General features: G+C 50.4%; 15 protein-coding genes and 1 tRNA gene. 9 read left to right on the forward strand and 7 right to left on the reverse strand.

The genetic code is table 11. From position 1 onward, the window contains the following. Window positions 1–2 precede the first annotated feature (2 nt). Window positions 3–404: an NADPH-dependent 7-cyano-7-deazaguanine reductase QueF gene (gene queF, locus G3M78_15185; GenBank protein QPJ66673.1), complete on the reverse strand. Its 402-nt coding sequence runs from the start codon at window positions 402–404 to the stop codon at window positions 3–5. Between the two features lie 243 nt (window positions 405–647). Here queF and G3M78_15190 point away from each other — a divergent pair, with 243 nt between their 5' ends. The 8 genes from G3M78_15190 to G3M78_15225 all read left to right on the forward strand — a co-directional run bounded on the left by G3M78_15190 (window position 648) and on the right by G3M78_15225 (window position 9669). Further along, window positions 648–935 carry a co-chaperone GroES gene (locus tag G3M78_15190; protein ID QPJ66674.1) on the forward strand — a complete coding sequence of 96 codons (288 nt, stop codon included), beginning with the start codon at window positions 648–650 and terminating at the stop codon, window positions 933–935. A 71-nt stretch (window positions 936–1006) separates the two neighbouring features. Continuing rightward, window positions 1007–2674: a chaperonin GroEL gene (groL, locus tag G3M78_15195; protein QPJ66675.1), complete on the forward strand. Its 1668-nt coding sequence runs from the start codon at window positions 1007–1009 to the stop codon at window positions 2672–2674. Window positions 2675–2841: 167 nt separating this feature from the next. Next, window positions 2842–4068: a glucose-1-phosphate adenylyltransferase gene (gene glgC / locus G3M78_15200; protein QPJ66676.1), complete on the forward strand. Its 1227-nt coding sequence runs from the start codon at window positions 2842–2844 to the stop codon at window positions 4066–4068. A 24-nt stretch (window positions 4069–4092) separates the two neighbouring features. Next, window positions 4093–5274 (forward strand): DUF1343 domain-containing protein, encoded by a 1182-nt coding sequence (locus G3M78_15205; protein ID QPJ66677.1) that lies wholly within the window; start codon window positions 4093–4095, stop codon window positions 5272–5274. A 182-nt stretch (window positions 5275–5456) separates the two neighbouring features. Continuing rightward, window positions 5457–5897, forward strand: coding sequence for a GatB/YqeY domain-containing protein (locus G3M78_15210; GenBank protein QPJ66878.1), 441 nt, complete (start codon window positions 5457–5459; stop codon window positions 5895–5897). Window positions 5898–5975: 78 nt separating this feature from the next. Continuing rightward, the gene (locus G3M78_15215; GenBank protein QPJ66678.1) at window positions 5976–7754 is read left to right on the forward strand and encodes a DNA primase; all 1779 of its coding nucleotides are present in this window, start codon (window positions 5976–5978) and stop codon (window positions 7752–7754) included. A 58-nt stretch (window positions 7755–7812) separates the two neighbouring features. After that, complete coding sequence (gene rpoD, locus G3M78_15220; GenBank protein ID QPJ66679.1) at window positions 7813–9585, forward strand: RNA polymerase sigma factor RpoD; 1773 nt, start codon at window positions 7813–7815, stop codon at window positions 9583–9585. A 10-nt stretch (window positions 9586–9595) separates the two neighbouring features. Then, a tRNA-Ile gene (locus G3M78_15225) sits at window positions 9596–9669 on the forward strand. Window positions 9670–9787: 118 nt separating this feature from the next. Here G3M78_15225 and G3M78_15230 read toward each other — a convergent pair. After that, on the reverse strand, window positions 9788–11572 hold the full coding sequence (locus tag G3M78_15230) for a cation acetate symporter (protein QPJ66680.1): 1785 nt from the start codon (window positions 11570–11572) through the stop codon (window positions 9788–9790). 5 nt (window positions 11573–11577) lie between these two features. Continuing rightward, window positions 11578–11898, reverse strand: coding sequence for a DUF4212 domain-containing protein (locus tag G3M78_15235; protein QPJ66681.1), 321 nt, complete (start codon window positions 11896–11898; stop codon window positions 11578–11580). 276 nt (window positions 11899–12174) lie between these two features. On the opposite strand from G3M78_15235, the gene G3M78_15240 reads away from it, so the two are divergent. Continuing rightward, the gene (locus tag G3M78_15240) at window positions 12175–12774 is read left to right on the forward strand and encodes a hypothetical protein (GenBank protein QPJ66879.1); all 600 of its coding nucleotides are present in this window, start codon (window positions 12175–12177) and stop codon (window positions 12772–12774) included. Window positions 12775–12803: 29 nt separating this feature from the next. Here the strand turns inward: G3M78_15240 and G3M78_15245 are convergent, their stop codons facing one another. The 4 genes from G3M78_15245 to G3M78_15260 form a co-directional block, all read right to left on the reverse strand. Then, the gene (locus tag G3M78_15245; protein ID QPJ66682.1) at window positions 12804–15239 is read right to left on the reverse strand and encodes a PAS domain S-box protein; all 2436 of its coding nucleotides are present in this window, start codon (window positions 15237–15239) and stop codon (window positions 12804–12806) included. 13 nt (window positions 15240–15252) lie between these two features. Beyond that, on the reverse strand, window positions 15253–15981 hold the full coding sequence (locus G3M78_15250) for a hypothetical protein (GenBank protein ID QPJ66683.1): 729 nt from the start codon (window positions 15979–15981) through the stop codon (window positions 15253–15255). Between the two features lie 140 nt (window positions 15982–16121). Next, window positions 16122–19007, reverse strand: a complete 2886-nt coding sequence (locus tag G3M78_15255; GenBank protein ID QPJ66684.1) for a PAS domain-containing protein — start codon at window positions 19005–19007, stop codon at window positions 16122–16124. A gap of 9 nt (window positions 19008–19016) precedes the next feature. Continuing rightward, on the reverse strand, window positions 19017–19559 hold the full coding sequence (locus G3M78_15260) for a hypothetical protein (GenBank protein QPJ66685.1): 543 nt from the start codon (window positions 19557–19559) through the stop codon (window positions 19017–19019). Between the last annotated feature and the right edge of the window lie 561 nt (window positions 19560–20120).

The following is a 20120-nucleotide window of genomic DNA, read 5'->3' on the forward strand; positions in this document are numbered from 1 at the left end:
CCTCAATTGATTTTTTTCTTTGGTATTTTTTTCGCAGACCGCTTCACCGGCTTGCCCACATGTTCGACGGTGATGGTGGTATGAATTCCGCCGCGCACGTTGAAATCGCCCACCACCTGCATCCAGACCGGCTGACATGCCGCGACCAGATGATCGAGAATTTCATTGATGACTTTTTCATGGAAAGCCCCCTGATCGCGAAAGGACCACAGGTACAACTTGAGGGATTTCAACTCAATGCATAAATCCCTCGGAACATAAGTGATCTGTATATCCGCAAAATCCGGTTGCCCGGTTTTTGGGCACAGGCAGGTGAACTCCGGGCAATCCATATCAATTTCATATTCCCGCCCCGGATAAGGGTTCGGAAACACTTCAATATCGCTAGTTGGTGTTTTTTTCATATTTTTTTCAAAAAAGTTGACCCCCGCCTTGCATTTAAGATTTGGCATTATATATAGTTAGCGCTCTCTTCAAATGAGCGCTAAATACGGAAAAACGCCGGAAACGAATCCAAACACCCCATAAAACCTTAAATTTCAAGGTGTTTCCTGAATATTTCAATCAGGGAATATTGGATGATATCGATATTTTCCATTATTTAAACCATCAACCTGGATTTTAACACTTTTTTAAAGGAGACTTTAATGAAAATCCGACCTCTTCAAGATCGTATTCTGGTTCAACCCATTTTGGAGAAAGAAGTTCAAAAGGGCGGGATCATCATCCCCGACTCAGCCAAGGAAAAACCCATCGAAGGTCGCGTCAAAGCGGTAGGCAAAGGCAAAGTGGGCGACGACGGAAAGCCCGTTAAACTCGAAGTGAAAGTGGGCGACAAGGTTCTTTACGGCAAATATGCCGGCACCGAAATCAAAGTAGACGGCGAAGATTACCTTCTGATGCGAGAAGACGACGTTCTGGGAGTCATTGACTAAAAGCTCCAGCGGAACCCTGTTAAGAACTCAAATTAATAGTTAATTTTTAAATACTAAGGAGAATGGACTCAATGGCGAAACAAATTATTTATCATCAGGATGCGCGACACAAAATCTTGTCCGGCGTCAACAAGCTGGCTGACACCGTTAAACTGACCCTCGGTCCCAAAGGCCGCAACGTGGTCATCGACAAGAAATTCGGTTCTCCCACCATCACCAAAGACGGCGTGACCGTTGCCAAGGAAATCGAGTTGGAAGATCCTTTTGAGAACATGGGCGCGCAGATGGTCAACGAAGTGGCCAGCAAAACTTCCGATAATGCCGGCGACGGTACGACGACGGCAACGGTTCTGGCCCAGGCGATTTTCCGCGAAGGCATGAAGAACGTAACCGCAGGCGCAAACCCGATGGATATCAAACGCGGCATTGAAGATGCAGTCGTTAAAGTCATCGAAGAAATTCGCAAGCAAGCAAAACCGACTCGCAACAAAACCGAAATCGCGCAGGTTGGCACCATCTCCGCTAACAACGACACCGCAATCGGCGACATCATCGCTGAAGCGATGGATAAAGTCGGCAAAGACGGCGTTATCACCGTTGAAGAAGCAAAAGGCATGGAAACGGCTCTCGAAATCGTGGAAGGCATGCAGTTCGATCGCGGTTACCTCTCCCCTTACTTCGTGACTGACTCCGAGCGTATGGAATGCGCGATGGAAGACGTTTACATCCTGCTCCACGAGAAAAAAATCTCCAACATGAAAGACTTGTTGCCGCTTCTGGAACTCGTCGCAAAAGGAAGCAAACCCCTCTTGATCATTGCTGAAGACATCGAAGGCGAAGCGCTGGCGACTCTGGTTGTCAACAAACTGCGCGGCACCCTGAACGTCTCTGCAGTCAAGGCTCCGGGTTTTGGCGACCGTCGCAAGGACATGCTCAACGACATCGCCATCCTGACCGGCGGTAAAGTCATCACGGAAGACATTGGCGTGAAACTCGAAAACGTCACCCTCGACGATCTCGGTAAAGCCAAGCGCGTCACCATCGACAAGGAAAACACCACCATCGTCGACGGCAAAGGCAAAGCCTCTGACATTCAAGGCCGCGTGAAGCAAATCCGCAATCAGATCGAAGAGACCACTTCCGATTACGATCGCGAAAAACTTCAAGAACGTCTCGCCAAACTGGTCGGCGGCGTCGCTATCATTAAAGTAGGCGCGGCGACGGAAACGGAAATGAAGGAAAAGAAAGCGCGCGTTGAAGACGCATTGCACGCGACCCGAGCGGCGGTTGAAGAAGGCATCATCCCCGGCGGCGGCGTTGCATTCCTGCGCACCCTTTCCTCTCTCGACAAGATCACCGGCGAGCACGACTACATGCTCGGCGTAAAGATCATCCGTCGCGCGTTGGAAGAACCGATTCGTCAAATCGCTCTCAACGCGGGCCTCGAAGGCACCGTCATCGCCGAGAAGGTCAAGGGCCTGAAAGGTTCCAACGGTTATGATGCGCGCAACGACGAGTACGTTGACATGATCAAAGCCGGCATCATCGATCCTGCAAAAGTGGCTCGCACCGCATTGCAAAACGCGGCAAGCATCTCTTCACTGATGCTGACCACCGAAGCGATGATCTCCGATCTGCCGGAAGACAAAGACGACCATGGTCATGCACATGGCCCCGCCGGCGGTATGGGCGGCATGGGCGGTATGGGTGGCATGGGCGGTATGGGCGGCATGATGTAAGTTGCCCCGCAACTCAGCTGTATCGAAGGCCCCGGTCATCCGACCGGGGCCTTTTTTTATCGCAAGACAATCATTAACATTCGTTTCCCCTTGTGATATCCTTCGTCACATTAAACGGGCCTGTTTTTTCCGTGTTCAGTCAAATACACTCAACTCTCCTTTGAATCATGAAAATTCTGGGTATGATCATGGCCGGGGGCGAAGGAAGCCGCCTGTTTCCCCTGACCCGCCAACGGGCCAAACCCGCCGTCCCATTCGGCGGGAAATATCGAATCATAGATTTTGTTTTAAGCAATTTCATCAATTCAAAAATCTATTCCCTCTACGTTCTCACCCAGTTCAAATCGCAATCCCTGACGGAACATCTGCAAGAGGGCTGGCGTTTCAGTTCCCTGTTGCCCGACCATTTTATTTTGCCCGTCCCCGCGCAGAAGCAAACCGGCGAAAGCTGGTATCGGGGAACCGCCGACGCGATTTACCAAAACGTCAACCTGTTTGAAAATCAAGGCTACGATATGATTCTGGTGTTTGGCGCCGATCATATTTACCAGATGGACATTCGCCAAATGATCGATTTTCATATTCAACGAAAAGCCGACATGACGGTTTCGGCCATTCCCGTTCCCATCAAGGAAGCGAAATCCTTTGGCGTTTTGCAGACCGACGAGAAACACCGCGTCGTCGGCTTCAAGGAAAAACCCGGACGCCCCAAGCCCATTCCCTCGCAACAGGACATGGCCTACGTTTCCATGGGAAACTATATTTTCAACACGGATTTTCTCATCAAGAATCTGTATGACGACGCTTCCAACCTCGACTCTTCGCACGATTTTGGAAAAGACATTCTGCCCAGAGTGTTCAAGACCGACCGCGTCTATGCTTATGATTTCGCCTCCAACAAGGTTCCCGGATCGCACCCCAGGGAAACCGGGTACTGGAGAGATGTGGGCACGCTGAAATCATTCTGGGAAGCCAATATGGATTTGAAAAGCATCTCCCCCGTTTTCAATCTCTACAATAACGAATGGCCCATCCGCTCGACTTTGGCGAACAGTCCGCCCGCAAAATTCATATTCAACGATGAAGACCATTGCGGCCATGCTCTCAACAGCATCGTTTCGGAAGGCAGTATCATCAGCGGCGGCAAAGTGGAAGATTCCATCATTTGCCGACAAGTCGTCGTCGAGTCAGGCTCTCTGGTGCAAAATTCGATCATCATGGATCGAGTCAACATCGGAAAAAATTGCAAGATCAACATGGCGATCATCGACAAGGACGTCACCGTACCGCCCAACACAACCATCGGCTACGACATCGACGAAGACGAAAACCGTTTTTTTGTAGACCCGGAATCCAACCTCGTCGTCCTGAACAAAGGTTTTAAATTCACCTAGTCCCACACTCCACCCAGAGTCGCAATGCTTCCTCTCCTGACCGGTATAGATCGTCTGATAGCAGAACCCAAACGTTACCTGCCCGGCATGCGCGTGGGGCTGGTCGTCAACCAGACCAGCCGAACCGCAACCGGCGAATACGCCATCGACGCCATACGCAGACTTCCAGACCTTCAGCTCAAGCGACTCTTCGCGCCGGAACACGGCTTGTACGGCGTGGACCAGGACATGATCTCCGTAGACGACGACGTTGATCCGTCCACCCAACTGCGCGTGATCAGCCTCTACGGTCAGGAGGAATCGTCGCTCGCGCCCCGCATTGAAGACCTCAAGGATCTGGATTGCCTGATCTTCGACATTCAGGATATCGGTTCGCGCTACTACACCTTCATCTACACCATGGCCTATTGTATGGAACGATGCGGCGAGGCGGGCATCCCCATCATCGTCTGCGACCGCCCCAACCCCATCAACGGCGTGGACGTTGAAGGCAACCGCGTGGGCGACGCATGGCGCTCCTTCGTCGGGCGCTACCCCATCGCCAACCGGCATGGCATGACGGCAGGAGAACTCGCCAGACTCTTCAACAAAGAATTCAACATCCAGTGCGACCTGACCGTCATCAGCATGTCGCAATGGAAGCGGGAACACTGGTTCGACCAGACCGGTCTGGCCTGGACCCCGCCCTCGCCCAATATGCCCACCCTGTCCACCGCCACCGTCTATCCCGGCATGTGCATGCTTGAAGGAACCAACCTCTCGGAAGGACGCGGCACCACCCTGCCCTTCGAACAGATTGGCGCGCCCTTCATCGACGCCCACAAACTGGCCAAAGCCCTCCAGTCCCTGCGCCTGTCCGAAGTCTATTTCCGCCCGCATTATTTCAAGCCCATGTTCCAGAAATGGTCCGGCCAGGTCTGCGGCGGCGTCCAGATCCACGTCATGGATCGCAAGCGATTCGCGCCTCTCGCAACGGGACTCGGCATCATTCATGTCATCCGCAATCTCTATGAAAGCAAGTTTTCATGGCGCACCGAAGCCTATGAATTTGTCAGCGACCGACTCGCCATCGACCTGCTTTATGGCAACGATCAATTCCGTACCCGCTGGATCAAGGAAGCCTTCGATCTCGAAGCGATGAGAAACTCCTGGCGCGAGGAGAGCGACGCGTTTCTGGAATTGCGGAAGAACCACCTTCTGTATTGAATTTTCGCGTACTATATCGCTTCAGATTTTTCCGGGCAGGCCCCAATTCACCAGGCATGCTTTCATCAAAGCTCCCCACTCAATAAAACTCACTTAAAAGAACGGAAATCTCCCACGCCAGTGTTGACAAAACCGGGTTTACGCCCTATATTTTGAGTTTTGGACTCAAACCATTGCAGAGCATAAAAGCACGACTTCAAGCGGATCTCCAGACGGCGCAAAAAAACAAAGACGCCCTAAAACTCAATACCATCCGCGGAATCCGATCAGGAATCAAATACAAGGAAATCGAAGCCAAGAGAGAATTGGACGACGATGAAATCGTATCCCTGATTGCCAGCCAGATTAAGAAAAACAAAGAGGCCGCCGAATTGTTTCAAAAAGGCAAGCGCCTCGACCTGAGCGAAAAAGAACTACTGGAAGTTGAAATTCTACAAAATTATTTGCCTGAACAGGTCTCGGAAGAAGAATTGCGAGCGCGCATTCAAGTCATCATTGATGAATCCGGCGCCGCGAGCGCCAAGGATTTGGGGAAAGTGATGAAAATTGCGATTCCCGAGTTTAAAGGAAAAGCGGATAGCGCCGCTATTAAATCTCTGGCTCTCGAATTTTTGAACGGCTGAATACAGCCCTTCAGATTTTCAGCCGCACTCTTAAAGAATCATCCGGTTTTCCCGGCAAATAACACAACGGAATCACGAGTGAAACACAGCATCCCCGACCATATTCTAGATGAGATTCGGTCCAGAGCCGATATCGTTGAAATCATCTCCGACGTGGTGCAACTCAAAAAAGCCGGCAATTCCATGAAAGGGCTTTGCCCTTTCCATTCGGAAAAATCGCCCTCATTCTCCGTCAGCCCGGACAAGCAGGTCTACCACTGTTTTGGATGCGGGGCCGGCGGCAATGTGTTTCGCTTCGTCATGGAAACGCAAGACCTCTCCTTCTTCGAAGCCGTACAAAACCTGGCCCAGAGAGTTCATGTCACCATTCCTTCTCCAAGCGACGCAGGTTCCATCGGATCCGAACCCTCGGAGAAAGAAAAAATCCGCAAGGTCAACCAACAGGCCCGGCAATTTTATGAAAACTGTCTGTCCGACCCGAAAATGGGCTCAAAAGCGCTCGACTACCTGAAAAAACGCGGCTTTGACAGGGAATTGCTGGCGCGCTACCAGATCGGTTACGCCCCCTCCGCCTGGTCCGCTCTTCAACAAAATCTTGAAAAAAAACAGTTCACCGATCTCGATTTTCTGGAAAACGCCGGGCTTCTCAAAAAAAGCGCCGAGCGCAATAATTATTACGACCGCTTCCGCGACCGCGTGATTTTTCCATTGAAAGACATGCAAGGCGTTATCATCGGCTTTGCCGGACGCGCCATCAGCGACGACAACATTCCCAAATACCTGAATTCGCCGGAAACGCCGCTCTACAAGAAAAGTAAATTCCTGTTCGGCCTCGACATCGCAAAAACCGCGATTCGACGAGAGAATCACGCCTTGCTGGTCGAAGGCTATTTCGATCAAATGCGCGCCGTTCAGAACGATATTCTCAATGTCGCCGCAACCTGCGGCACCGCTCTGACGCCTCTGCAAATCCAGCTTTTGAAGAATTTTTCAACCAACGTCACCCTCGTCTTCGATTCAGACGCCGCCGGCCAGGCCGCCGCCGAAAAAGGATTCGACCTGCTACTGAGCCAGGGCATGAACGTGAAAATCCTCTGCCTGCCAGATGGACACGACCCCGATTCTTATATCCTGAAATTTGGAAAAGAAAGTTTTTTACAAGAAGTTAGGAACGCAAAGCCATTTCTTGAATCTTATATTATAAAGGCCATTGCTCAGGAGGACACATCTAGCCCAAATGGGCGCGCAAATGTCGCAAAACGGGTTCTTCCGCTGATTGCTCAAATCAGCAATTCTGTGGAACGCGTGGAATGGACCAAGTTTTTGTCGGAAAAAGCAAAATTGGATGAGCGCGCGCTGATGTCTGAGTTGAGGAAGAAATTTCATTCAACGCGCCCCCAACCCGAGCTTCCCAAAGAAACGCAAACGGCGCCGCCCAATCCAGAGCTTTATCTGATTCATTTGCTCATGTCCGGCAATGAAACGACGCTTCGCACGATACGATCGCGCGTTTCCGTCGGGGAATTTCAGGATCCGCAGTTGCGGCAAATAGCCCAGGTCGTTTATGAAATGATCGACGCCAGCGTCCCCGTTCTTCTGGATCGCGCGCTCGACAAGGCGGAAGATCCCGAAACGGCCCGACAGATCACGCAAATCGGCCTGGCGCCGATCGAATTTGAAGATCAGGAACGCGCCGCCGCAGACTGCATACAAGCCGTCAAGCGAAGCGCCGCAGAAGGAGCGATTAAAGAACTGAAGCGACAACGCAATCACGCCCTCGAAGCCGGGCAGATGCAGGAGTCGCGGGAATTACAAATCAAACTCAGGAATTTGGAAACCGCCCTCAAAGCAGGGTGAACAACGATTAAAACGTAAACAGCAACCCAGAAGACCCTACGAAGGAGAAAAACCGCCAATGGCAAACGATAACAAGATCACAGAGGTCGCAGAAATCAATCAACTGATTTCGCAAGGGAAGGAAAAAGGCTACCTGACGTATGAGGAAGTGAACGACGTGCTTCCCGCCAACGTGGTGGCTCCAGAGCAGATCGACGACCTGATGCACTTGTTTGGAGAGAACGATATTGTCATCGTAGACAACGCCGCGAAAGGCGAAAAACTGATCGCCTCGAAAGAAGGCGACAGCGACGACGACGATCAGGATTCCTCCTCCGACGACGAAGTCGCAACTAAAACCGATTCTGCTAATATCGACGATCCCGTCCGTATGTACCTGCGCGAGATGGGCACCATTTCCCTGCTCACCCGCGAAGGCGAAGTCACCATCGCCAAGCTGATCGAAGAAGGGCAAAACGAAGTGCTTTCCGCCGTCGCCAACTGTTCCATCACCGTCCGAGAAATCGAAGCGCTCGGCGAACAGGTCAAAACCGGCGAGATCGGCATTTTTGATATCATCAAAGCCGTCGAAGCTGAAGAGGGAAAAGTCGTCTCCGATAAAGACGAGATCAAGAAATTTCAGAAAACCGTTCGCAGTATCAAAACCCAGAGCCAGAAACTCAACAAGGTTCTTGAACGACTCGGCGCCGCGCGAATTTCACAAGCAACCAAAGCCACCTGGGACAAGAAGCTGGTAGAACAACAGGAAGCTATGGAACAGCTCATCCACGAAACCAACCTCAGCAACGACGTGATGGACGGCATCATCGAAAAAATCTACGAAGTCGCCGCTCAGTTCCGCGAAGCCAGCAAACAGGAACGCCAGCTCGAAAAAGAACTCGGTCAATCCCTGGCAGACATCAAAAAACTGTCCAACAACTGGACCAAAAAGAAATCCTACAAGACCAAAAAAGGTAAATTGATCACCAAAGCGCAGTATGAGAACCACATCAAAATGGCGCAAAGCGGTCGACGCAAGGTGAAGAAAATCGAAAAAGAAACCTCCACCTCCAAAGACCAACTGCTGGCGACAGTTCGCGCCATCGCCCGCGGTCGCGTTAAAGATAAAACCGCGAAACGCGAACTGGCCGAAGCGAACCTGCGTCTCGTCGTCAGCATCGCAAAAAAATACACCAACCGCGGCCTGCAATTTCTCGACCTCATTCAGGAAGGCAACATCGGCCTGATGAAAGCCGTCGACAAATTTGAATACCGACGCGGCTACAAGTTCAGCACCTACGCCACCTGGTGGATTCGCCAGGCCATCACCCGCGCCATCGCCGATCAGGCCCGCACCATTCGTATTCCGGTGCATATGATCGAAACCATCAACAAACTCATCCGCGTTTCCCGACACCTCGTTCAGGAATTGGGACGCGAACCGACGCCGGAAGAGATCGCCAAGAAAATGGCCCTCCCCGTCGAGAAGGTTCGCAAGGTCCTCAAGATCGCCAAGGAACCCATTTCACTGGAAACCCCGATTGGCGAAGAAGAGAACAGCCACCTCGGCGATTTCATCGAGGACAAAAAGATCATGTCCCCCATCGACGCCGTGGTCAAAAAGAACCTCAAGGATCAAACCCTCAAGGTGCTGTCCACCCTCGCCTCGCGCGAAGAAAAAGTGCTTCGCAAGCGTTTTGGCATCGGGCTGGATTCAGAGCATACTCTGGAAGAAGTCGGACAGGATTTCTCGGTAACGCGCGAGCGCATCCGACAAATCGAAGCCAAGGCCCTGCGCAAACTGCGCCACCCCAGCCGCAGTAAGAAACTGCGAAGCTTCCTCGAAGGTTAAAGAAAGTTTCGGGCCTATAGCTCAGTTGGTTAGAGCCCCCGGCTCATAACCGGTCGGTCCCAGGTTCGAGTCCTGGTGGGCCCATGAAATAAGAAAAGGGTTTACGCTGAAGAGCGTAAACCCTTTTTTTGTCTGCTATGCAATCCGACAACCCTCTTTATTTCCCCTATGAGGAGAGTCGAAATTGAACCGGCAGGAAGACTTACTTCTTCAGGTGGTGATGGTAGGAGGCGCCTGCGCCTTGGGGGATGCGGATATCGTCGACCATATCCCGAATCTCTTGCGGCGGCGGGGCGGTGAGGCGGCTCACCAGAGCGGAGACGGCGAAATTGAGGAGCATGCCCAATGTTCCGATGCCTTCGGGGGAGATGCCGAACCACCAGTGTTCCGCCGTGTTCGCGGCAGGGTTGATGAATTTGAAATAGACGATGTAGCTGGCGGTGAAGCTCAGACCGCTGAGCATGCCGGCGATGGCGCCTTCGCGGTTCATGCGCTTCGAAAAAATTCCCATGAGGATGACGGGAAAGAAGGACGAGGCGCCGAGGCCGAAGGCAAAGGCGACGACTTGCGCGACGAAGCCGGGGGGATGGATCCCGAAGTATCCGGCGATCATAATAGCGACGGCGGCGGAGATGCGGGCGAAGCGCAGTTCCTGTTTATCGGAAATGTTTTTCATGACCATCTTTTTCAGCAGGTCGTGCGAGATGGAGGTGGACACGACCAGGAGCAATCCGGCGGCGGTGGAGAGCGCGGCGGCGAGTCCGCCTGCGGCGACGAGGGCGATGACCCAGTTGGGCAGTTTGGCGATTTCGGGATTGGCCAGCACCATGATGTCGCGGTCGATATAGAGTTCGTTTTGATTTTCGCTGAGGGCGTTGGAAATTTTCCTTTCGCCTCTTGCGCCGCGTTCTTCGATGAACTGGGGCTTGCCTGTGAAGGCGCTTCCGGCGAGGTACTGGATTTTTCCGTCTTCGTTTTTATCGACCCAGGCGATGAGGTCGGTGTTCTCCCAGTTCTTGAACCAGTCGGGGGCGCTTTCGTAAGCGGCGTTGTCTACGGTGTTGAGCAGGTTGACGCGGGCGAAGGAGGCAACGGCGGGCGCGGTGGTGTAAAGGAACGCGATGAATAGCAGGGCGTAGCCTGCGGAGATGCGGGCGTCTCTCACTTTGGGCACGGTGAAAAAGCGGACGATGACATGGGGCAGTCCGGCGGTGCCGACCATGAGGGCGGCGGTGATGCAAAAGACGTCGATGGTGGATTTGGCGCCGCTGGTGTAGACGCCGAAGCCGAGTTCTTCGGAAAGGTGATCGAGTTTGTCGAGCAGGTAGATGTTGGAACCGTCCGCGAGCGTACTGCCGAAGCCGAGTTGGGGCACGGGGTTGCCGGTCATCAATAGCGAAATGAATATCGCGGGGACGAGGAAGGCGAACATCAGCACGCAGTATTGCGCGACTTGCGTGTAGGTGATGCCTTTCATGCCGCCGAGTACGGCGTAAAAAAATACGATGCCCATTCCGATGAACACGCCGGTGTTGATATCGACTTCCAGAAAACGCGAGAACACAATGCCGACGCCGCGCATCTGCCCGGCGACGTAGGTGAAGGATACGAACAACACGCAGACGACGGCGACCAGCCGGGCGGCGTCGGAATAGTAGCGGTCGCCGACAAAGTCGGGCACGGTGTATTTTCCAAATTTACGCAGATAGGGGGCGATGAGCAGGGCGAGCAGGACATAGCCGCCGGTCCAGCCCATGAGATAGACCGAGCCGTCGCGCCCGACGAATGAAATGATCCCCGCCATGGAAATGAATGATGCGGCGGACATCCAGTCGGCGGCGGTCGCCATGCCGTTTGCGAGCGGCGGCACGCCGCCTCCGGCGACGTAAAAATCGTCGGTGCTTCCGGCGCGTGACCAGATGGCGATTCCTATATAGAGCGCGAAGGAGGCTCCGACAAAAATAAAGGTGAGGGTCTGAACGTCCATCCGTTTTACTCGCGCCTGTCTTGTTCGGGGTAATAGTCTTCGTCGGGTATGAACTCGTCGCGGTCTTCATCCACTGAGTATTTGTGGTCGAGTTTGTTCATCTGCCGGACGTAGACGAATATGAGGATCACGAAACAATAGATGGAGCCTTGTTGGGCCATCCAGAATCCCAGTTTGAATCCGAACAGGCGGATTGTGTCGAGTTCGTCGACAAACAGGATCGCCATCCCAAAAGAAACGGTGAACCAGATCGCCAGAAGAGACAGGACGAGTCGGATGGTTTCCTTCCAGTAGGCTTTCGCTTGCGCGCCGTGCGAGTCGCTCATTCGTTATTCCTGTGATTAAAAGATACGATTTGAAATCCTAGCAAAATGCGCGATGGGTTGCCAATAAACTATTCACCGAAATGAATGCTCTCAGTTATTGTAGCGCTGACTTTCTCTGCGTTTAGCGAACATTCATTTTTTTGCTACACTATGGGGGAGTATGAATCCTTAAATGAAACCCTTGGACCTTACATCATGTCTCGAACGACCCGCTTTTCGGCGCTGTGCATTGGAATCGTAGCCGCTCTACTGCTTTTTGCGGAATGGGGCATTCCCATGAATGCTAAAGACCGGGAACTGATACAGGCCGCGGCTGACAACGACGTCGCCTCGCTTCGCCGATTGATCGATGAGGGCGCGAGCCTGAATAGCAAGGACGCGCGCGGGAGAACCGCCCTGCTGACGGCGGTGGCGGGAGAGCATGTGGAAGCGGCGCTCTTGCTGATCGATGCGGGTTCAGACATCAATGAACAGGATTTGATACTGGACAGCCCTTTTCTTCTAGCGGGCGCGAACGGTTCGCTGGAGATTTTGAAACGCATGTTGCAAGCCAATCCCGATTTCAGCCTGTACAATCGCTACGGCGGAACCGCACTGATACCGGCCTGCGAGCGCGGTCATGTGGAGGCGGTCAAACTCTTGCTTGAAACGGATATGGATATCGACCATGTGAATCATCTGGGATGGACCGCTCTGCTCGAAGCGATTGTGCTGAGCGACGGAGGTCCCAGACACCAGGAAATTGTTCGAGCGCTGATAGCGGCAGGCGCCAAACTGAATATCGCTGACAAGGATGGAGTGACGCCGCTTCAACATGCGCGGCGCGAGGGATTTTCAGAAATTGCAAACCTACTGCAAGCGGCAGGCGCTCAATAAGACCCCACGCTCCCGCAGATCACGAAGCTTCAGGAGGAATGGGACACATCTTGCAGGAGTTCTAAAATTCCGGCCATATTATAACTTTTCAACAGCCCGTCGATTTTCGTTTTCAGTTGGTCAACGCCTTCAGTTTCGGGGGGTAATTCCGCCAGACCCTTCTCCAGTTCGGTAATGCTATAGGTCTCAGCCGCGATCTTGAGTCGGTTCAGCAAATCCTCAGGCAAGGAAATGTCGGACAAGTCAAAACATTCCGCAGGCGATTCCAACTCCGATTCGTCTTTATACTCAAAATCAACATTCAACAGTTTTTTCAAACATGAAAAAATTTGTTCGTCTCGAAAGGGTTTGGAAAGAAAGTCATCGAAAGGCAAATCCTTAAATTTACCCTCTTGAAATCCAAAAATCGAAGCCGTGATCACGGCTATTTTGAACCTGTCTCGCCCATGTTCTTCGACGATTTTATTAATCGCCTCCTCGCCATCCATAACGGGCATTCTCATATCCATGAAAATAATATCGGGAGGATCTTTACGAACAGCCTCCAAACCTTCCAGACCATTCTCTGCGCAACTCACTTCGACTCCGATGTGTTCGAGGAACAATCTCAGAACATCGCGATTTTCCTTGATATCATCCACCACCAGCGCTTTCACATGACATCCCGCAGACAATCGCACCGCATTGTCAAAATCTTCGGCTTTCTCCAATTCCGTTTTTGAGGATTGAGGAAGATGAATCTTGAAATAAAATCGAGAGCCTTTCCCCAATTCAGATTCCAGGTCCAGATCCGCCCCCATGAGTTGAAGTTGCTTTTGCGATATGGCCAAACCCAAGCCGGTGCCGCCTTTCTTTATTCCTTCATCTTCCTGTCGGAACGGCTCAAAGATAACTTGTTGGTGGTTTTTAGGAATTCCCTGTCCCGTATCAGTCACATCAAACTGATACTCATCGCCCCCCAGAGTCGTTATCTTCAGTTCCACTTTGCCCGAATCGGTGAACTTCACGGCGTTGCCAATGAGGTTGACCAAAACCTGACGGATTTTTCCCTCGTCGCCATAAACGATGCAACTCTGGTTCACGCCGCTGACAATCCACTCAATCGCTTTTTCACTGCAACGCAATTCAAACATTCTGGAAAGGCCGTCTATGAGTTCGTACAGATCAAAATCAACCGGGTGCAGTTCTACTTTTCCAGCTTCAATCTTTGAAAGATCAAGAATCTCATTGATCAAATTCAGAAGGTTGCTTCCGCTCGACTGAATTGTTTTCAACGCGTCCCGTGTCTCTGCATCCAGGGACTCATTTTTTCTGAGGATTTGCGTGTAGCCGAGAATCGCATTCAAAGGAGTGCGTATCTCATGGCTCATATTGGACAGAAAGTTTGTCTTCGCCTGGTTGGCAGATTCCGCGATTTCCTTCGCCCTCAATGTTTCTTCCTGAGATCGTTGTCTCTCCAACACCCTTCCCAACTGAGTGCCAATCTGGGAAAGCGCGTCCTGAAAAACACGGTCCCTGTCACTACTCTCCGGTTGAAAAATTTCTTCGGAAAAAAATTCCAGAACGCCTGCGACCTCTCGCTGAATCAATATGGGCAATGCAAATCCGCCTTTGACCAACAGATTATTTGACCGCTTGTTGCGAGGAAAATTATCATCCATCTGCACGTTGGAAATCCAGGCTACTTTTTTGCTTTCCATCACTCTTCCCGGCAAGCCCATTCCCGGCTGGAAAGTGGTGGAATCCGTAACGCGCTTGAATTCTGCATAGCGGGAGAGATCCGGCGAATACCAATAGCCTGTTGGTTCCAGAATCTCCGAATCGGGACTCGACAATAAGTACACATGACCCACCGTCCAGCCCATCAATCCGCAAATTTGCTCCATGGCATAAATCAGGACTTCTTTTACCGGCAAATCCTTGTTCGCCTTGTCCCCGATTGTCTGCAGGAGGCTGATGATATCCGTTTCCCTTTGCAAACGGATTTCTGTTTCCTTGCGCTCCGAAATATCTTTGAAGGTGACAACGGCCCCAACAATCTTTGCTCCCTCGTAAATCGGCGTGCTCACATACTCAACGGGAAAACAGCTTCCGTCTTTGCGCCAGAAAACTTCCTTGTTTTCCTGACAGGTCTTGCCTGTCTTGAAGGCCAGGTAAATATTGCATTGTTCTCTGGGGTAAGGAGTCCCATCCGGAAAAGTATGATGGATCAAGGCGTGTTGCGGTTTTCCAATCATTTCTTCAGGCGTGTAGCCCACCATCCTGGCGCCTGCTGGGTTAACAAAAGTCGTGTTCCCTTGCACATCCAGGCCATAGATGCCCTCTCCCGCAGAATTAAGAATCAGCTTATTCCGCCGCAGGGCCTTGTCCAGTTGATCCATTTGCTCAAGGACCGTTTCCTCCTGAACCTCAAGCAATCTCTTCAGCGAATTTATCTGTGATTTTAATAGTTTGGGGTCGTCCATTGCTTCTACTTTGTTAAGCGTCGTTGAATACTTTATCTTCAAAAGAAGTTATCGTATAGGCAACCGACAAGGCCAAGGTTGCAAATAAATTTGCGGTAGCCTGAGTGATAGGAACTTTAGAAAACATGAGCGTCGTAAAAATATTGCCCGAAGGGAGAATGCCGCCAAAACCCAAAACAGATTGGATACCTCTCGGCTTAACGAAATTCTCCTGATCGGGAATCATCTCAGAATCGATCGCATCGCTCACATAAAAAACCCCGTAACTGTCTTCATTCTTATCCAGAAAAAAATCAATGCGGGGCGTGATCACGTCGCCAATTTCCAAACCCAATTGTTTGAATAAATTGGAAACCATTGGCAGACGGTTGACAAAGTCTGCAGTCGGCAAGGGTATCGCCTGATGACCTTCAGACGTTTTTCGAGAATTCCATTCCTCCTTGGCGCCCATCGATGCCAGAAGCGTCAAGCACTTTAAATTCGCTGGCGCATCTTCGGCTTTCAGCGCCTTGCGGGAGATTTCCTTCAAGCGTTCATCCAGATCGGCATAATCGTGCGTTTTAAAAAAGCGCACCAGTTCGCAAGCCTTCTCACCCGTCTCGCCATCTATCAGGTTATTATACAAGAACTGGACGATGCGGTTCGCCGCTTCTTCCATCGTGCCAGCATCCTCCCCGGCTTGACGTAATTCTCTCTGGCAATAGGTCATTTCCCTCAATCCAAAATTATTCAGATCGTACATAATAATTTCCAAAAGAAATTGTTAACTCTATGTCTAATCAGATTTGTACAGCCAGGCTAGGGCGCCAACGGACAAACGCCATGTTATATACAAAGAATATAGCCTTAAAACTGGCTTGGCAATGATTCTATATCCGCCAATCAACCCAGCTTTTGAACGGTTTTGAGCAACTCTAATATCTTCTCCATATCATAAACCCGCATCAATTCTTTAAGCCTGTTTGAAAACTTTTCAATCGTCTCGTCATCCCTATTCAATTCAAGAACGATCTCCTCCAACTCTGTGATATTACAAGTCTCCGCCGCTGTGGTCAGTCGTAATAAAATTTCTTCCGGCAGAAAGATAATGGGCGCAAGCGAATCATTATCGGTCTCGTCATCCTCATTCTCCTGTTCATACTCGAATTCAATATCCAAAAGATTTTTCAAACACGAGAAAATCTGCTCTTCTCGAAAGGGCTTTGAAATGAAATCGTGAACCTTCAATTTTTTATATTCTCCCCCCTGATGCCCCAGTACAGAAGCTGTGATGACTACAATTTTAAACTTCTCCGGCCCAAATTCTTTTTGTATTTCCAGAATGGCCTCCCGCCCCCCCATGACCGGCATACGCATATCCATGAAAACAATATCAGGCGGATCGAGCCGGATCTGTCGCAATGCCTCCAACCCATTCACGGCGCGTTTCACGTCGGCCCCGATCACTTCGAGAAGAGAACTCAAAACCTCGCGGTTTTCCTCCACATCGTCCACCACCAGCGCTTTGACCGTGTAGCCCTTTGCCAGATGCATGACCTTGTCATGGATTCCCACTCTCAATGGGGCGCTATTTTTTGTAGCCGGAAGGCTAAGCGCAAAATAAAATCTCGATCCCTTGCCCAACTCCGAATCCAGATTCAATTCAGAATGCATCAATTCAAGTTGCTTTTGACAGATAGCCAGCCCGAGACCGGTCCCTCCTTTTTGAAAACCCTCTGTTTCCTGTCGGAAGGGTTCAAAAATAACGTCCTGATCTTTTTCCGGGATTCCTTTTCCGGTATCGACCACCTCGAAGAGATAGAGATCATTCTGCAAAGGAGTCACTTTTAAAGACACGCTCCCGGAGTCGGTGAATTTGACGGCATTGCCAATCAGATTGGTCAGGATTTGTCGCACCTTCCCTTCATCCCCATAGACCACGCAGGTCTCGGTCACTCCGTCCACCCTCCATGCGAGAGATTTTTCTTCGCAACGCATTTCAAACATCCCGGAAATATTTTGAACCAATTCTTGAAGATCAAAATCCGTAGCGTTCACTTCCATTTTACCGGCGTCTATTTTAGACAGATCCAGTATTTCGTTAATCAGGCCTAGAAGGTTGTTGCCGCTACGATCGATTGTCTTGATAGCGTTTGTAGTGTCTGAATCAAAACCACCTTTCCTTAGTAATATTTGCGCGTATCCAAGAATCGCATTCAACGGCGTGCGAATTTCATGGCTCATATTGGCGAGAAAGACCGATTTACCTCGATTCGCCTGCTCCGCCTCAGTGATCGCCAGCATTAATTTTTCTTCCGTAAATTTCTGCAGGCTCAAATCGGTATTCGTCCCTACAATTCTTAAGGGTTTTCCTTGAGCGTCCCTCTTCACCACCTTGCCGCGGTCCAGCGTCCAGACCCAGCTCCCATTTTTGGATCTGATTCGGTACTCGGCCTGATAAAACGGAGTGTCTCCATTCAAATGTTCTTGCATCGCATTCATCGCTACATGCAAGTCGTCAGGATGAATCTTTTGATTCCAGGCTTCCACGTCCGCAGGAAACTCTCCAGGCTCGTAGCCGAACATGCTCATCCTGCGCGGGCTGAAATAAACGTCTGCTTTTTCAATATTCCAGTCCCACAATCCGTCATTGGTCCCTTCCAGGGCATAGCTCAATCTTTCTTCGTTATCCTTCAATGCGTGAAACATTTCATTCGCATATTGAATCGCCTGTCTGCGGGTCGTGAAGGCTCCGTGTATGACAAAGAAACAAAGCGCGCTGAAAATACCGCCAAAAACCAACACAAAATTCGACTTATGACTATTGATCGAAGCTTCGAACCCGGGGAGCGACGCGTATTGCACCGTCCACTGACGCCCGTATAAATCCATCGTTTTTTCAGCAAGCAGGATATGATTGTCCAAGTTTTCCGGCTCACCGCCGTTCCAACGGTACGAACGATACATGAGCGATTCTTCATGAACAGCGCCGCCATCGTATATTTTAAAACCCACATCCTCGGCCTTTGGCCCCAGAATACCGGCCATTAAATTGCCCATACGAAAAGCGCTATAAACATAACCTCGAATGGCGTTACGGCGTTGCGCTTCGGTGGCAACCGGCAGACCTTTTTTGTAGAGTGGTAAATACATTAGAAATCCGCTCTGCACATCCTCGTCGATTTCCTGAACAAGTGTGACCTTTCCGGTAATAGCGGTTCTTCCCGTATCCCTCGCTTTCTCCATCGCCTCTCTGCGCACGCTCTGCGAAAACATATCGTAACCGAAGGCCTGGCGATTGCGCAGATTGAAAGGCTCAAGATAAATAATGGACGTGTAGACATCCCTCTCGCCGGAAGGTTTTATCGTATAGTCGGGAAATCCTTCGGCTTGAATTTTACGGGTATGTTCTTCTTTCTCTTCTGACTGAACCACTTCGGAATAACCGAGGCCCTGGATACCGGGAAATCTTTCTTCCATTTCCAGAGCTTCGACATAAGTCCGCCAATCATCCCTCGTTACCTCAGTGGATGCTATGAACAGACCGATCCCTCCGCGTAGCATTTGCTCATAGGTCGCCATTCGCTCATCTACGGAAGCGTGGATCTGTTCGACGCGGAAATCAAAACGCGTCTTTGCATCATTGTAAACTGCCTCTTTGACCGAATCCCAAAACAGGAATGTGATCACAAGATCGAGAATCAATATGACCCATGCCAGCTTTTCTCGATGGCTCCTCCAGAGCGAATCGGGCTTGTCAAAAATCTGTTTTTCAGATATTTCAGCCATGAACTTTGATCAAAATTTGAATTTAAAGCCAGGGGCCAGACCAAAGCCCTTGAGTTGAGAATTTCTCGCTTCAAAACCGTTGTAGCGAATTTCCATAACGACATCTACCAACTCATTGAGTTCATAGTTGATCTGCGGCTCGGCGACCCAGGCAGGCTTGCCATCCAGATCGAAATTATAATCCACAAAACCGGACAGGTAAAAACCCGGCGCGATCCCCATGCGAAAAATCACGCTCGCCTGTTGCCCCTCCTCAAAGGTTTCAAGGGGATGATAACGCCACTGCAACCAGCTCGCATCATCGAACAAGAATGATAGAGAATGTTTGTAAAGAATTCCGTATCTCAAAGCCGTGGTCTCTTTACCGTCGAAACCATTGTACTCCAGCTCAAATCCCAAGCCTTCAATTCCGAAAACCCATTCCGGATTAAAGTCCCGTCTCAATCGGTACTCCATAAAAGATCGTTCGGGAACAAAGCGGCGGTCCGGGTCGTTTTGATTCCCATGAATATCCGTGAAACCCCAGAAATCAAATCCAAGGGGGAGATCCATTGAGGTCTGGATGTTTAGCGTGTTGTAGTCCCGACTGTCGAAATAATACGTCGCTTGGAATTCTGGTAGGGAAAAAGAAGTCTCTGGCGTTTCGGCATAGCTTGTAAGCAACGCACCTGAGAAAAAAAGGAGGGACAAATTCAACGAAACAATCCATTTCGCGCTCTTGATCATTCTCACCTCTTTAGCAAGGCCGCACAAAACTTGCCTCGATTCGGCCGCTTGTTTTTGAGAATTCACCTATCCACCTAACAATATAGTATTAATTCACAACACATTCCATTCTATTCGGTAATTTACTATTGGAGTTGTGAATATCTCTCAATACAATAATCGCCTCTCCTGAACAGGCTAAGACTTACAATGAAACTATTCAAAGAAAAACCCCCTCTAACTCAAAGCCTTTTTCCCACAACAAAACCAAGAACCAGAACCATCTCACAAGAACTGACAGGCTGGATCATAATTTTCACGCTATTAGTCTCTAAAACATGAAAGCCCTCTAAAACAAAGCATTCACCTCAATCCTCCTTAAGAAAAAATTGCCGTTCGGAAAAAAAC

It is taken from the genome of Candidatus Nitrohelix vancouverensis, from assembly GCA_015698305.1.
GTDB classification, from domain to species: Bacteria; Nitrospinota; Nitrospinia; order Nitrospinales; family VA-1; genus Nitrohelix; species Nitrohelix vancouverensis.

Excerpts from the sequence above, each read along its gene's own strand:
- queF (QPJ66673.1), bottom strand. The coding sequence starts at position 404 with ATGAAAAAAACACCAACTAGCGATATTGAAGTGTTTCCGAACCCTTAT.
- G3M78_15190 (QPJ66674.1), top strand. The coding sequence starts at position 648 with ATGAAAATCCGACCTCTTCAAGATCGTATTCTGGTTCAACCCATTTTG.
- groL (QPJ66675.1), top strand. The coding sequence starts at position 1,007 with ATGGCGAAACAAATTATTTATCATCAGGATGCGCGACACAAAATCTTG.
- glgC (QPJ66676.1), top strand. The coding sequence starts at position 2,842 with ATGAAAATTCTGGGTATGATCATGGCCGGGGGCGAAGGAAGCCGCCTG.
- G3M78_15205 (QPJ66677.1), top strand. The coding sequence starts at position 4,093 with ATGCTTCCTCTCCTGACCGGTATAGATCGTCTGATAGCAGAACCCAAA.
- rpoD (QPJ66679.1), top strand. The coding sequence starts at position 7,813 with ATGGCAAACGATAACAAGATCACAGAGGTCGCAGAAATCAATCAACTG.
- G3M78_15230 (QPJ66680.1), bottom strand. The coding sequence starts at position 11,572 with ATGGACGTTCAGACCCTCACCTTTATTTTTGTCGGAGCCTCCTTCGCG.
- G3M78_15235 (QPJ66681.1), bottom strand. The coding sequence starts at position 11,898 with ATGAGCGACTCGCACGGCGCGCAAGCGAAAGCCTACTGGAAGGAAACC.
- G3M78_15240 (QPJ66879.1), top strand. The coding sequence starts at position 12,175 with ATGAATGCTAAAGACCGGGAACTGATACAGGCCGCGGCTGACAACGAC.
- G3M78_15245 (QPJ66682.1), bottom strand. The coding sequence starts at position 15,239 with ATGGACGACCCCAAACTATTAAAATCACAGATAAATTCGCTGAAGAGA.
- G3M78_15250 (QPJ66683.1), bottom strand. The coding sequence starts at position 15,981 with ATGTACGATCTGAATAATTTTGGATTGAGGGAAATGACCTATTGCCAG.
- G3M78_15255 (QPJ66684.1), bottom strand. The coding sequence starts at position 19,007 with ATGGCTGAAATATCTGAAAAACAGATTTTTGACAAGCCCGATTCGCTC.
- G3M78_15260 (QPJ66685.1), bottom strand. The coding sequence starts at position 19,559 with ATGGATCTCCCCCTTGGATTTGATTTCTGGGGTTTCACGGATATTCAT.